Below are 13,859 nucleotides of genomic sequence, written 5' to 3'. Positions count from 1 at the left end.
ATCAAGGGTAGTCTCGCCGCCCATGTCCAGCGTTCAGGTCCTCCTTCAGCGGCTCGACCCCGAAGTCCCGCCGCCCGCCTATGCCCGGCCCGGCGACGCCGGGGCCGATCTCGTCACCACCTCGGATATCGTGCTCGGACCCGGCGAGCGCGGGGTCGTCGGCACCGGGGTCGCGATCGCGCTGCCTTCCGGGTACGCCGGGTTCGTGCACCCTCGCTCGGGGCTCGCGGCGCGCGTCGGATTGTCGGTGGTCAACACTCCCGGCACGATCGACTCGGGCTACCGCGGCGAGATCAAAGTCTGTCTCGTCAATCATGACCCGCGCGAGAAAATCGTGCTGGCGCGCGGCGACCGGATCGCGCAGCTGGTGATCCAGCGCGTGGAGCACGCGGAATTCGTCGAGGTCGCCGAACTCGAGGAGACCGAACGCGGCGCGGGAGGTTACGGCTCGACCGGCGGGCACGCCACACTGGCACCCGGCGCCGGAGACACCGGCGCGGGCACCGGGGAAGGAACGGAACGATAGTGGGGATTTTCGGACGCAAGCGCCGGTCCGGCGACGACGAGACCGGGGGCGTCGCTTCCCAGCGCGGCGAAAGCGCCGAAGCTGACGGCGTCGTCGACGCGCTCGAACCCGAGGACCAGCTCTCGGAAACAACCGACGGCCCGTTCGACGCCACCGAAGCGGAGGAAGACGGCATCCCGCGCATCGACCTGGGCTCGGTACGCGTCCCAGTGCCGGACGGTTCGCAGGTGCAGGTCGAAATGGACCCGGAGGAAGGCGGCGTGCGAGCAGTGCACGTCGTGACGGAAGTCGGGCAAATCACCGTCAGCGCCTACGCGGCCCCGAAATCCGGCGGCCTGTGGCGGGAAGTCAGCAACGAACTGGCCGACCAGCTGCGCGCGGACGGCGCGAAGGTCAACGTAGGCCGAGGCGAATGGGGCATGGAACTGTCCGCGATCGTCGGCGACGTAGCGCTGCGCTTCGTCGGAGTAGACGGCCCACGCTGGATGCTGCGCGGCGTAATCGCCGGCCCGCAATCGACTGCCTCGCAAGCCCCCGAGGTCCTGCGAGCAATCGTGCGCCGCACCGTCGTAGACCGAGGCAACTCCCCCATGCCGGTGCGCACCCCCCTCCCCATCACCCTCCCCGACGCGGTAGCCCAGCACATCGCAGAACAACAAGGCTGACCAGCAAAACCCAAGCAAGAGAGAGGCCCTCACAGCACACCCGTGAGGGCCTCTGTTCTTTTTTCACGACCCACCAACCCCAGCCAATGCACCCAACGATCGAGGCACCCGGCCCTGCCCCAACCCCGATACGAAGCCTCCTCTGCGGTCTGGGGGTGCTTGTCAAGGCATCTTTCCCGCCTTGACAAGCACCCCCAGACCGTCAGGACAATCAAACTTCGGGGTGCCCCACGCAACCAAAGACGGGCCAATGTCGCCGCCAGGCGACGAGCCGCTCACCCCCGCAACCCCCGCAAAAACGCCAAAACCGTCACCCTCCCCAACGCCTCCCGATCCCGCCCAACCACCTCAAGCGACGTCTCCCCGTAAACCCCCCGAGGCAACGCCCCAGCCCACCCCCGAGCGACCCCCGCAGGATGAACCGGATCATCCGCACACCCCCCGACCCCAGCCGGAACCCCCACCCCCCGCAACTCCTGCAACGTCGGCGCACTCCTCCCGGCAGCAACCCTCAACCCAGCCTCCAGCCCGCTTCCATGCCGCCGCCAAGCCCGCCCCAACTCCTCCCCAAGCCACCCCGGACTCCCCGCGACAGCCGCCGCCAAAGCCCCCTCCACCCCCACATCAGCCACCAGATCCGCTGTAACGCTCGCAGCCAGCGCCGCGGGTGCTGATCCGGATTCCCCATTCCAAGCCGGGAGCGCCGCCAGCAGCCCCCCGCAACGCCCGGGATTCGCCACCGCCCACTCCGCCGCGAGATGCGCCCCGAACGAAATCCCGCCCACCAGCACCGTCCCGTACCGGTCAGCGAGACCGTCCAGTTCGGCCAAAAACGCCTCCGCGAGACCGGCCCCGGCGACCGGCGCGGGCGTGATCAGCGGCACTCCCAGCGCGGCCAGCGGCCCTCCGAACACCGAGCGCACGAAGACCTCGTCAGAGCCGGTGCCGGGCAGCAGGACGGCGGCCGGGATACGGATTGCGGACGTCACGTTGCGATCTTGCCCCAAACCCGTTTCCCTGACTGGGACCACAGCTACGCTGGAACACGCACGGGCCGAACGAAGTCGGGGGCCCCGGAGCACAGGAGCACACCATGTCCGCCAAGGACGGCGGCTACTTCAGCCGGTTGGTTCGCAAGCTGACCAGCGACGTCGAGGACCTCGACGCCGACGAGATGTCCGAGAGGTCGGGTGCCGAAGGCGCGCAGCGCGCCTGTGACTGCCGGTCCGGCGAAGAGGTGACGGTGCTCGGCAGGCTGCGCAGCGTCGAGCTGTCGCCGACCGACGGGCCCGCCTCGCTGCAGGCGGAGCTGTTCGACGGCACGCAGGGCGTGACGCTAATCTGGCTGGGCAGGCGCCGGATTCCCGGCATCGAGCCCGGCCGCACCGTCAAGGTCCGCGGCCGGATGGCCGAACGGGACGGGCAGAAGGTGCTCTACAACCCGTATTACGAACTCCAGAGCCCGGTAGGGTGATCAACGCTCGTGACTGAACCCGCTGCTCCCCGCGACGAGAAGGACGCGCCCGGAAACGGGGGCGACGAAGAGCGGCAGCCGACGCTGATGGAGCAGATGGGCGGGGTTTCCGGCCTGTTCTACTCCTCGGTGCCGGTCATCGTGTTCGTGCTCCTGAACGCGCTTTTCGGGCTCACCGTGGCGATCTGGGGCTCGATCGGCAGCGCGGTGGCGATCACCGTCCTGCGCGTCGTGCGCAAGGAGCCGCTGCAGCCGGCCATCTCGGGCTTCTTCGGCGTCGCGATCGCGGCGTTCATCGCGTTCCGCACCGGGTCCGCGAAGGGGTTCTTCCTCTTCGGCATCTGGGCGAGCCTCGCCTACTGCGCCGTGTTCGTGATCTCGGTGCTGGTGCGCTGGCCGCTGGCGGGCGTCGTCTGGAACGCGCTCAACGGCAACGGCACCGCCTGGCGCAAGGACAAGCCGTCCCGCTACGGCTACGACGTCGCGACGCTCGCGATGGCCGTCATCTTCGCCGCCCGGTTCGTGGTGCAGCGCTGGCTGTACGACGGCAACCAGACCGGCTGGCTCGCGTTCGCCAAGATCGCGATGGGCTACCCGCTGTACGCGATCGGGCTGCTGGTGGTCGTCTGGGCGGTGCGCCGCTCCGACAAACGGCTGAAGGCGCTCGCCGAGGAAGAGCCGGAGCCGGAAACCGACGCGCAGGTGGAGGCGCGGCTGCGGGAGAAGTACGCGCAGACGCCGACCCCGGAGACCTGATCCGACGCGGCAGAAAGGGGCGGGCCCATCGCGGGCCCGCCCCTTTTTTCGTCCGTCTCAGTAGCCGAGCGCCGAGCGGATCTCCGGTTCGACGTCCGAGGTCGCGACGAACAGCAGCTCGTCGCCCGCCTCCAGCGGGTCCTCCGGCTGGGGCACGATCACCCGGTCGCCGCGCAGGATGGTCACCAGCGCCGCGTCGCGCGGCAGCGCCAGCTCGCTCACCGGCTTGCCCGCCAGCGGCGTCTCCTCCGGCAGGGTGAGTTCCACCAGGTTCGCCTGCCCCTGCCGGAACGTCATGAGCCGCACCAGATCGCCGACGCTCACCGCCTCCTCGACCATCGCGGCGAGCATCCGCGGGGTCGACACGGCCACGTCGACGCCCCACGCGTCGGTGAACAGCCACTCGTTGGCCGGGTTGTTCACCCGCGCCACCACGCGGCGCACCGCGAACTCCGTCTTCGCCAGCAGCGACACCACGAGGTTCGCCTTGTCGTCGCCGCTCGCCGCGATCACGACGTCGCAGCGTTCGATTCCGGACTCCTCGAGGATCGACACCTCGCACGCGTCGCCCAGCACCCAGTCGGCCTGCGGAACGGATTCCGGCTCGAACTGGTCGGCGTCGCGCTCGATCAGCATCACCTGGTGATTGCCGTCGATGAGCTCGGCGGCGATGGACTGCCCGACGGCTCCCGCGCCCGCGATCGCGACCCGCATCAGTTCTCCTCCTCGGGGGCGCGAGCGGCCAGGCTCGTCACGTCTCCGACGGTGCCCGAGCGCGCCGCCACCCACACGTCGTCGTCGGCCTGCACGACGGTCTTCGCATCCGGCAGCACCGGGGTGCCGAAGCGCATGATGAACGCCACCCGCGCGCCGGTGGTCTCCTGCAGCTCGCGCACGCTGCGGCCGACCCAGCCCTCGTGCAGCGGAAGCTGCAGCAGCGCGACGTTGCCGGACGGGTCGCGCCACGCGGAGGCGACGCCGTCGGGCAGCAGGGTGCGCAGGAACCGGTCGGTCGTCCACGGAACGGTCGCGACGGTCGGGATGCCCAGCCGTTCGTACACCGCGGCGCGCTTGTGGTCGTAGATCCGCGCGACCACGTGCTCGATGCCGAAGTTCTCGCGCGCGACCCGCGCGGAGATGATGTTGGAATTGTCGCCGCTCGACACGGCCGCGAAGGCGCCCGCTCGCTCGATCCCGGCCTCGACGAGCACCCGGCGGTCGAAACCCGCCCCGACGACCTGCTGGCCGTGGAAGTCGCTGCCCAGCCTGCGGAACGCCTGCTGGTTCTTGTCGATGACGGCCACGTCGTGGCCGAGCCGCTCCAGCGCCGCGGCCAGAGACGCGCCGACGCGGCCGCATCCCATGATCACCACGTGCACGCTTAGCCTCCTCGCAGGGTGGGGATGACCCGGTCGTGGGTACCCTCGGACACCAGCGCCGAACCTACCTTGCGCCCACCCGGTTACGCTCTCGTGGTGTCGAAGTTCCCGACCGTGTTGAAACGGCTGGTCCTAGGGCGTCCGTTCCGCAGCGACCGTCTTTCCCACACGCTGTTGCCCAAGCGCATCGCGCTGCCCATTTTCGCCTCCGACGCGCTGTCCAGCGTGGCCTACGCGCCGGAGGAGATCTTCCTGACGCTGAGCGTCGCCGGCCTGTCCGCGTACGCCTTCGCGCCGTGGATCGGGGTCGCGGTCGCGCTGGTCATGCTCGTCGTCGTGGCGTCGTACCGGCAGAACGTGCACGCGTATCCGAGCGGCGGCGGCGACTACGAGGTCGCGACCACCAACCTCGGCGGGAAGTTCGGCCTGACGGTGGCGAGCGCGCTGCTGGTCGACTACGTGCTGACCGTCGCGGTGTCCACTTCGTCCGGTGTCGCCAACATCGGCTCGGCGATCCCGTGGGTGGCCAACCACAAGGTGATCACCGCGGTGGTGATCGTCGCCGTGCTGACCGCGCTCAACCTCCGCGGGGTGCGCGAATCGGGCAAAGCGTTCGCCATTCCCACTTACGGCTTCATCGCCGGCATCCTGATCATGGTCGTCTGGGGGCTGTTCCAGACCTTCACCGGCACCGAGATGCGCGCCGAGAGCGCGGGCTTCACGCTGCACGAGGAAGGCAGCTGGGCGGGCGTCGCGTTCGTGTTCCTGATCCTGCGGTCGTTCTCGTCCGGCGCGGCGGCGCTGACCGGGGTCGAGGCGATCAGCAACGGCGTTCCGGCGTTCCGCAAGCCAAAGTCGAAGAACGCGGCCACCACTCTGCTGCTGATGGGCGTGCTCGCGGTGACGATGCTCGTCGGGATCATCACGCTCGCGGTCGTTACGAAGGTGAACTTCGCCGAGGACCCGGCGCGGCAGCTGGCCGGCGCGCCCGCGGGCTACGAGCAGAAGACGATCGTCGCGCAGATCGCGCACGCGGTGTTCGAGAGCTTCCCGCCCGCGTTCTACTACATCTCGTTCTCCACCGGCATCATCCTGCTGCTGGCCGCGAACACCGCGTTCAACGGCTTCCCGGTGCTCGGCTCGATCCTCGCCCAGGACCGCTACCTGCCGCGGCAGCTGCACACCCGAGGCGACCGGCTCGCGTTCTCCAACGGCATCCTGTTCCTCGCGGCCTTCGCGCTCGTGCTGATCATCGCGTTCGACGCGGAGGTCACCCGGCTGATCCAGCTGTACATCGTGGGCGTGTTCGTGTCGTTCACGGTGAGCCAGGCGGGCATGATCCGGCACTGGAACCGGTTGCTGGCCAAGGAGACCGACCCGGCGGCGCGGCGGCGGATGCGCCGTTCGCAGACGGTGAACGCGGTCGGCCTGACCATGACCGGCGTCGTGCTGGTGATCGTGCTGATCACCAAGTTCCTGCTCGGCGCGTGGATCGCGATCGCCGCGATGGTGGCGATTTTCGCGCTGATGACGGCGATCCGGAAGCACTACGACCGGGTGTCGGAAGAGCTCAAGGACATGGGCGACGCGCCGACCGTGCTGCCCTCGCGCAACCACGCGATCGTGCTGGTGTCCAAACTGCACCGGCCGACGCTGCGCGCGCTGGCCTACGCCAAGGCGATGCGCCCGGACGTGCTCGAAGCCGTCACGGTCAATGTGGACGACGCCGACACGCGCGCGCTGACCCAGGAATGGGAAGCGCACAAGTTCAAGGTGCCGCTGAAGGTCGTCGAATCGCCGTACCGGGAAATCACGAAGCCGGTGCTGGATTACGTGAAGCGCGTGCGCGGTGCCAACCCGCGCGACGTGGTCACTGTGTTCATTCCCGAGTACGTCGTGGGGCACTGGTGGGAGCAGGTACTGCACAACCAGAGCGCGTTGCGGCTCAAGGGACGGTTGCTGTTCCAGCCAGGCGTGGTCGTAGCGAGCGTGCCGTGGCAGCTGGAGTCGTCGCAGAAGGCGGCCGCGCGGATGCGCAAGGCCCGTCCGTCCGCTGGTGACGTCCGGCGCGGATTCACCCCCGGCACCGCTCGCCCGGCGGACGCCAAGAAGCCAGCCCCTGCGACAAAGGAATCATCGGAATGAGCGACAGCTGGCTAGGCCGCGTACTGGAACTGGAAGTAGGTCCGGTCGCGCACGGCGGGCACTGCGTGTCGCGTGTGGACGGACGAGTGCTCTTCGTGCGGCACGCGCTGCCGGGCGAACGCGTCCGGGCGGAAGTGACTGAAGACAAAGGCGGTTCGTTCTGCCGGGCCGATGCGATCGAGGTGCTCAGCGGGTCCGAGCATCGGGTGACGCCGCCGTGCCCGCTCGCCGCGCCGGGCGGCTGCGGAGGTTGCGACTGGCAGCACGCCGAACCGGCCTACCAGCGTGAGCTGAAGGCCGCGGTGGTGGCCGAACAGCTGCAGCGGCTCGCCGGGATCGAGCGCGAGGTGGTCGTGGAAGCGCTCGACGACAGCCCGCTCGGCTGGCGCAGCCGGGTGCGGCTGGTCGCCGGGCGCGACGGCCAGGCCGGGCTGCGCGCGCACCACAGCCACCGCGTCATCCCGATCGACGACTGCCCGATCGCGGTGCCGGGTTCGCTCGACGCCGCGCTGAGCAAGCGCTGGCGGCCGGGCGTCGAACTGGAAACGACCAGCGACGGCGACAACCACCTCCACCTGCGCGAACTCGTCACGGTGCGCGGGCGCACGCAGGGCAAGCAGCTGTCCGGCGGCATGGCGATCCAGCACGCGGCCGGGCGGGACTGGCGGCTCGACGCGCACGGATTCTGGCAGGTCCACCCGCGCGCCGCCGACACGCTCGCGGGACTCGTGCGGGACTGGGCGGACGCGCCGCGCGGCGGGATCGCCTGGGACCTGTACGCCGGGGTCGGGCTGTTCGCTTCGGTGCTGGCCGAACAGGTCGGCCCGGACGGGCAGGTGCTGGCGATCGAATCCGGACGGCGCGCGGTGACCGACGGCGAGCGCAATCTTTCCGACCTGCCGCAGGTCAGCTGGCGTTCCGGGCGCGTGGAACACCTCATCGGGGACGCGCCGACGCCGGTCGACGTCGTGGTGCTCGACCCGCCGCGCAAGGGGGCGGGCCGAGAGGTCGTCAACGCGATCGCGGCCGGCGAGCCGGATCGGATCGTCTACGTGGCTTGCGACCCGGCGGCGTTGGCGCGGGACGTGCAGTTCTTCTCCGAGCACGGGTATTCGCTGACGGATCTGCGGGCATTCGACGCGTTCCCGATGACGCACCACGTGGAGTGTGTCGCGCTGCTGCAGTGACCTATCGGGCTCGCTGAGCGGCGGCTGCCGCGGCGAATCCGGTCGCGGCGAGGACCAGGCCGGAGGCCAGCAGCACCCACGCCCCGACCGCTGGCTGTACAGCGGCGGACGGGGCGAGCCGGTTCACGCCGGGGAGCGTGATCACGAGGTAGTGCAGCAGGATTCCCGCTACCGCGATGCCGGTCAGGGAGGCGAAGGCCAGGGGCTCGGCTTGGCGTCGGCGCAGGGTCAGGATCGCGAGAGCGAACGCGAGTGCCAACGCCCCGGCGCAGACCAGCCGGAGGCCGAGGTCCAGGTCGGGTTCCAGAGCGCCCAGCGGCAGATGCGACGGCAGGTAGTGCGCGGTCGGCAGGGCAAGCCCGACGCCACCGCCCACCGCGGCGATCGCCCCGGCCCACGCGAGCGCCCGATTGCCTGCCACACAAGGAAGTCTACGTCCGGAGCGTCTCCTGGCCGCGGTTTGCCTTCGCGATCCCGGTTCCGCCGGTGCTGGCTGGGTGGGGCTCGGCTTGGCGCGGGTAAGGCACCGGTTGCTTGCTGTGTGTCCGCACTCGCGGCGTGATGGGTCCGCGGTTCTCGCCTTCGCCGGTCGCGCGCGGTTTTCCGGCGCTGGCCGCGGATTGCCCGGGTGTGGACCCGGCTCGGTGCGGGGCAGGTGCTCGATTGCTTGTCCCGCAACGAAATCCGCACCCTGAGCAAGGCCGGTCAGAGCTGACGATGGTGACTTTTGGTAACGGTTCGATTACTCGAGAACCTTCACGCGCTCGCTGGCGACTGACCTTATGTGCATCGAGGAGGTGCGCTCTCCGGCAACGGCCGGAGGACGAAGCGAGGGGTGGCACATGATTCTGCGCGAAGTGCTGGCAACGGCGCGTGTTCTGGCGACGGGCCGACGGCGGCCCGGCGCCCGGCTGAGATCCGGCGGGCGAACCGATCCGGTCGGCCGGAGCGAGCGGGTGGCTGTGCCCGCCGGAACACAACCACCCGCCCGAAGATCAGCTCCGGTCTTCCTTGAGCATGTCCGCGCACTTCTCACCGATCGCCATCGTCGTGATGCACGGGTTCACCGTGACGAGGAACGGCATCACCGAAGCGTCGGCCACTCGCAGGCCTTCGACGCCGCGGACGCGCAGGCGGGCGTCCAGGACCGCCTCCGGGTCGCCGTCCGCGCCCATCCGGGCCGTGCACGCCGGGTGGTACACGGTGTTGTGCGTCTTGCGGAGGTAATCGGCGATTTCGTCGTCGGTCTTGCAGTCCCGGCCCGGCGCGAGTTCCACGCCGGCCCACTCGTCGAGAGCGGGCTGGGCGGCGATCTCGCGGGCGAGCTTCACGCCGTAGGTCATCACGCGCATGTCGTACTCGTCGGTGAAGTAGCGCGGGTCCACACGGGGCTTGTCGCGGAAGTCGCGGGTGCGCAGCCGCACGGTGCCCCGCGATCGGCTGCGCGTCACGTTCGGCGTGAGGCAGAAGCCGTTCTCCGTCGTCGGGTAGCCGTGCCGGACGGTGTTCATGTCGAACGGGACCGAACCGTAGTGGAACATCAGGTCCGGGCGGTCCAGGCCGTCCTCGGTCATCGTGAAGATGCCGATTTCCCACCACTGCGTGGATTCGGTGACCATCGGCTGCAGGGCGTCCCACATCACCAGGCCCTCGGGGTGGTCCTCGAGGTTCGAGCCGACGCCCGGCGAGTCCACGAGCACCTCGACGCCGACCTCGCGCAGGTGCTCGGCGGGCCCGATGCCGGAGAGCATCAGCAGTTTCGGCGTGTCGATCGCGCCGGAGCTGACCACCACCTCGCGGCGCGCGGTGATCGTGCTGTGGTGGATCAGGTCCGGGTCCAGCACCTCGACGCCGGTGCAGCGGCGGCCGTCGAACAGCAGCCGCTTCGCCCGCGCGCCGGTGCGGATCTCCAGGTTCGGCCGCTTGCCCATGATCGGGTGCAGATAGGACACCGATGCCGAGGACCGGGTGCCGTCCTCGCGGGCGTTGATCTGGAACCAGTTCGCGCCGTGGGTGACCGTCGTGCCGGAGTTGAACTCCGTCGTCGGGATGCCCGCCTGGTCGCACGCGGACAGCAGCGCCGCGCCCGCCGGGTCGCGGGGCGGGACCGACCGGATGGTGACCGGGCCGGAGCGGCCGTGGTGCTCGCCGGGGCCGTCGTTGGTCTCGAGTCGTTTGTACAGCGGGAAAACGTCGGCGGCCGACCAGCCGGGCAGGCCGATCGAGGCCCATTCGTCGAGATCCTCGGCCGGGGCCCAGAACGCGATGCACGAGTTGTGCGAGGAGCAGCCGCCGAGCACCTTGGCCCGGGCCTGGCGCAGGTAGGAGTTGCCCGCCTCCTGCGGCTCCACCAGGTAGTCCCAGTCGTAGCCGGATTCCAGCAGGCCCATCCACTGGGTCAGTTCCAGCACCTCCGGCACGTCCGTGTCGGACGGTCCGGCCTCGAGGAGGCAGACGGTCACGTCCGGGTCCTCGGACAGCCGGGCGGCCACCACCGATCCTGCCGTGCCGCCGCCGACCACCACGTAGTCGAACTCGCTTGCGCTCACCGGGAAACCTCCTCATCGGGCGCGGGGGCGGCGGCGTGGTCCGCCAGCACCCCGACCTTGTGCCGTTGCACGAACCAGTAATAGGCGAAGCCGCCGGCCGCGAAGACGCCGACGAACAGCACCGAAATCCACTTCAGATACCAGTGGAAGGGCGCGGTCGCGTTGTAGATCTCGTTGCGGGGCCAGGCCAGGTTGACCGTCATCGCGCCGCCCCACAGCACCGCGAGCACGTTCACCGGAAGGCCCCAGCGGCCGAGGGAGAACCGGCCCGCCGGGGCGTCCTCGCGCGGCCAGCGTCCGCGCAGCCGGCGGATCAGCATCGGCACGGTCACGAGGAGGTAGGACAGGTAGATCAGGATGATCGCGAGGCTGGTGACGGCCGAGAAGATCTGCGTGGAGTTGATGTTCAGCACCAGCAGCGCGACCGCGAGCACGCCGATCACGATCGCGGGCAGCACCGGGGTGCCGGTCGTTTTGTTGACCCGCGCCAGTTTCCGGCCGCCGGGCAGCGCGTTGTCCCGCGCCATCGCGAACGCGATCCGGATCGCCGCGGTGTGCACCGCCAGCACGCACACGGTGATCGCGATGAACACGACGAACAGGAACACCCGGCCGATCGCCGGGCCGAGCGCGTCGGTGAGCACGTACTGCAGGCCGACCGTGCCGAGTTCCGGCGCGTTGATGTTGCCCACGGCCATGAGCGCGAACAGGATGATCAGCCCGCCCAGCACGAAGGAGGCCACCAGCGCGCGCAGGATCGCCTTCGGCGCGTTGCGGTGCGGGTTCAGCGATTCCTCGCCGAGCGAGGCGGCGGTGTCGAAGCCGTACATCACATAGGAGGAGGCGATGCCGGCGATCAGGAACGCGCCGAGGTAGCCGGACGAATGCCCGGCTTCGGTGCCGTTCGTCTGGGTCACCACTGACGGGCCGCGGACGAAGTGGAACGCCAGGAACACCACCAGCAGCACGGCGAACAGCAGCTCGACGAACACGCCCGCGCTGTTGATCCGGGCCATCAGCTTCACGCCGAACGCGTTGACCAGCGTCGTGAACACGATCAGCACGGTGGCCAGCAGCACGCCGTTGGCCGCGTCGCTGGTGCCCGTGCCGTCGCCGATGAACTGGAAGAACGACGTGATCTGCGGCAGCGTCCGCTGGTAGGCGAGCGCGGTCGCGGAGATCGAGACGATCGAGGCCAGCAGCATCATCCAGCCGGCCATCCACGCGATGTGCGGGTTGCTGAGCTTCTTCGCCCAGTTGTAGACCGACCCGGCGACCGGGTACTGCGCGGCCAGTTCGGCGAAGCAGAGAGCCACCATCAGCTGCCCGACGAACACCGCGGGCCAGGACCACCAATAGGCCGGGCCGCCCTCGGAGAGGCCGAGATAGGACAGCTGGAACACCCCGGTCAGCACCGAGATGTAGCTGATGCCGGCAGCGAAGGTGTGGAAACTGCCGAGCGTTCTCTTGAGCTGGTTGGTGTAGCCGAATTCGCCGAGTTCGCGATCGCCGGTGTCGCTCAAGGGCACTGTTCCTTTCGGTGGGGGAGGGGGATCAGCCGGAGAACCAGTGCTGGGGACCGGGCTTCAGGTTCTGGTGGATGTGCTTGACCTCGGTGTACTCGGCCAGTCCGGTCGGGCCCAGCTCGCGGCCGAAACCGGACTGCTTGTAGCCGCCCCATTCGGCCTGCGGCAGGTACGGGTGGTAGTCGTTGATCCACACCGTGCCGTGCCGGAGCCGGTTCGCCACGCGCTGGGCGCGGGCGGCGTCCTGAGTGAACACTCCGCCGGCCAGGCCGTAGTGGGTGTCGTTGGCGATGCGGACGGCGTCGTCCTCGTCGGTGAACGTCTCCACGGTCAGCACCGGGCCGAAGGATTCCTCGACGACCGCGGTGCTGCCCTGCTGGACGTTGTCGAGGATCGTCGGCAGGTAGTAGAAGCCGTCCTGCAGCGCCGGGTCGTCCGGACGCTTGCCGCCGGTGCGCAGGACAGCGCCCTCCTCGATGGCGGTCGCGACGTAGCGCTCCACCTTCTCGCGGTGCGCGGCGGAGATGAGCGGCCCGGTCTCGGCGTTCTCGTCGAACGGCCCGCCGAGGCGGATCCGCTCCGCGCGGCGCACCAGCTCGTCGACGAACTCGTCGTGCCATTCGCGCTGGACGATCAGCCGCGCGCCGGCCGAGCACACCTGCCCGGAGTGCAGGAACACCGCGGTGAGCGCGTAGTCGACGGCGGTCTCGAAGTCCGCGTCGGCGAACACGACGTTCGGGTTCTTGCCGCCGAGTTCGAGCGCGACCTTCTTCACCGTCGCCGCGGCGTTCGCTGCGATCACCCGTCCGGTGGCCAGCCCGCCGGTGAACGACACGAGGTCGACGTCCGGGTGCTCCGACAGCGGGGCTCCGGCCGCCGGGCCCGCTCCCAGCACCAGGTTCGCGACGCCGCCGGGCAGCCCGGCCTCGGCGAGCAGTCGCATGAACAGGATCGAGGTGTGCGGCGTCAGCTCGCTCGGTTTGAGCACGAACGTGTTGCCCGCGGCCAGCGCCGGGGCGATCTTCCACACCGTCTGCAGCAGCGGGTAGTTCCACGGGGTGATGAGCCCGCACACGCCGACCGGCTCGTGCACGATCCGGCTGAACGAATCCGCGCTGCCGGTGTCCACGACGCGGCCCGCGTCGTTGCCCGCGAGCTTGCCGAAATAGCGCAGGCAAGCCGCGATGTCGCTCATGTCGTAGCGGCTCTCGACCAGGCGTTTGCCGGTGTCGAGCGATTCGGCGCGGGCGAATTCCTCCGCGTCGCGGTCGAGCAGGTCGGCCGCGCGCAGCAGCAGGTTGCCGCGTTCGCCGGCCGGGGTGCCGGGCCACGGGCCGGTGTCGAATGCCCTGCGCGCCGCGGCGATAGCGGCCTCGGTGTCCTCCGCGGTCGCTTCGGCGACCTCGGCGACCAGGCTGCCGTCCGCGGGACACCGGATCTCGCGTCGCCCGCCTGCGCGCGCGTCCACCCATTCGCCGCCGATGTACAAGTCCGCCATGGGGTCCTCTCGAGCTCGGGGGTCCGTCCGGGATTATCACGGCCACGCCGGGTGACCGCGACTTGACTGACCGGGCTGGTGATCTTCCCCGCTCGTGGAGTTGCGTTCTCCCCGAAGCTGTGATCCGGGACGCGGGCGGCCGGACCGAGGTGGC

13 protein-coding genes are annotated in these 13,859 nt (G+C 69.7%); 6 read left to right on the top strand and 7 right to left on the bottom strand.

Annotation, left to right across the window (positions count from 1 at the left end):
- Window positions 1-22: 22 nt before the first annotated feature.
- Both dut and ABD156_RS06035 read left to right on the top strand, forming a co-directional pair.
- A complete protein-coding gene (dut, locus tag ABD156_RS06040; protein WP_344267559.1) occupies window positions 23-526 on the top strand; it encodes a dUTP diphosphatase in 504 nt (167 codons plus the stop codon).
- Window positions 526-1,191 carry a DUF3710 domain-containing protein gene (locus ABD156_RS06035; RefSeq protein ID WP_344267557.1) on the top strand — a complete coding sequence of 222 codons (666 nt, stop codon included), beginning with the start codon at window positions 526-528 and terminating at the stop codon, window positions 1,189-1,191. The genes dut and ABD156_RS06035 overlap by 1 nt, the downstream gene beginning before the upstream one ends.
- Before the next feature lie 275 nt (window positions 1,192-1,466).
- Here the strand turns inward: ABD156_RS06035 and ABD156_RS06030 are convergent, their stop codons facing one another.
- A complete protein-coding gene (locus ABD156_RS06030; protein ID WP_344267555.1) occupies window positions 1,467-2,180 on the bottom strand; it encodes an alpha/beta hydrolase in 714 nt (237 codons plus the stop codon).
- A gap of 104 nt (window positions 2,181-2,284) precedes the next feature.
- Between ABD156_RS06030 and ABD156_RS06025 the strand changes: the two genes are divergently transcribed.
- Both ABD156_RS06025 and ABD156_RS06020 read left to right on the top strand, forming a co-directional pair.
- Window positions 2,285-2,665, top strand: a complete 381-nt coding sequence (locus ABD156_RS06025) for an OB-fold nucleic acid binding domain-containing protein (protein WP_009075573.1) — start codon at window positions 2,285-2,287, stop codon at window positions 2,663-2,665.
- Window positions 2,666-2,752: 87 nt separating this feature from the next.
- A complete protein-coding gene (locus ABD156_RS06020) occupies window positions 2,753-3,421 on the top strand; it encodes a DUF3159 domain-containing protein (RefSeq protein ID WP_344268501.1) in 669 nt (222 codons plus the stop codon).
- A gap of 57 nt (window positions 3,422-3,478) precedes the next feature.
- Here ABD156_RS06020 and ABD156_RS06015 read toward each other — a convergent pair whose 3' ends face one another.
- A complete protein-coding gene (locus ABD156_RS06015) occupies window positions 3,479-4,135 on the bottom strand; it encodes a potassium channel family protein (RefSeq protein ID WP_344267550.1) in 657 nt (218 codons plus the stop codon).
- Entirely contained in the window at window positions 4,135-4,800 is a 666-nt protein-coding gene (locus tag ABD156_RS06010) for a potassium channel family protein (protein WP_344267548.1), read from the bottom strand. The genes ABD156_RS06015 and ABD156_RS06010 overlap by 1 nt, the downstream gene beginning before the upstream one ends.
- Window positions 4,801-4,896: 96 nt before the next feature.
- Between ABD156_RS06010 and ABD156_RS06005 the strand changes: the two genes are divergently transcribed.
- Window positions 4,897-6,945 carry an APC family permease gene (locus ABD156_RS06005; RefSeq protein WP_344267546.1) on the top strand — a complete coding sequence of 683 codons (2,049 nt, stop codon included), beginning with the start codon at window positions 4,897-4,899 and terminating at the stop codon, window positions 6,943-6,945.
- Window positions 6,942-8,132: a class I SAM-dependent RNA methyltransferase gene (locus ABD156_RS06000; RefSeq protein WP_344267544.1), complete on the top strand. Its 1,191-nt coding sequence runs from the start codon at window positions 6,942-6,944 to the stop codon at window positions 8,130-8,132. The genes ABD156_RS06005 and ABD156_RS06000 overlap by 4 nt, the downstream gene beginning before the upstream one ends.
- Before the next feature lies 1 nt (window position 8,133).
- Here the strand turns inward: ABD156_RS06000 and ABD156_RS05995 are convergent, their stop codons facing one another.
- The 4 genes from ABD156_RS05995 to ABD156_RS05980 all read right to left on the bottom strand — a co-directional run bounded on the left by ABD156_RS05995 (window position 8,134) and on the right by ABD156_RS05980 (window position 13,705).
- A complete protein-coding gene (locus ABD156_RS05995) occupies window positions 8,134-8,553 on the bottom strand; it encodes a hypothetical protein (protein WP_344267542.1) in 420 nt (139 codons plus the stop codon).
- A gap of 574 nt (window positions 8,554-9,127) precedes the next feature.
- Window positions 9,128-10,681 (bottom strand): GMC family oxidoreductase, encoded by a 1,554-nt coding sequence (locus tag ABD156_RS05990; RefSeq protein WP_344267540.1) that lies wholly within the window; start codon window positions 10,679-10,681, stop codon window positions 9,128-9,130.
- A complete protein-coding gene (locus tag ABD156_RS05985) occupies window positions 10,678-12,204 on the bottom strand; it encodes an APC family permease (RefSeq protein ID WP_344267538.1) in 1,527 nt (508 codons plus the stop codon). The genes ABD156_RS05990 and ABD156_RS05985 overlap by 4 nt, the downstream gene beginning before the upstream one ends.
- Before the next feature lie 31 nt (window positions 12,205-12,235).
- A complete protein-coding gene (locus tag ABD156_RS05980) occupies window positions 12,236-13,705 on the bottom strand; it encodes an aldehyde dehydrogenase family protein (RefSeq protein ID WP_344267536.1) in 1,470 nt (489 codons plus the stop codon).
- Between the last annotated feature and the right edge of the window lie 154 nt (window positions 13,706-13,859).

This window comes from Amycolatopsis albidoflavus (assembly GCF_039525725.1).
GTDB lineage: Bacteria > Actinomycetota > Actinomycetes > Mycobacteriales > Pseudonocardiaceae > Amycolatopsis > Amycolatopsis albidoflava.
The sequence above is the reverse complement of the archived record's forward strand: the minus strand, read 5'-3'. Positions and strand labels throughout refer to the sequence as shown.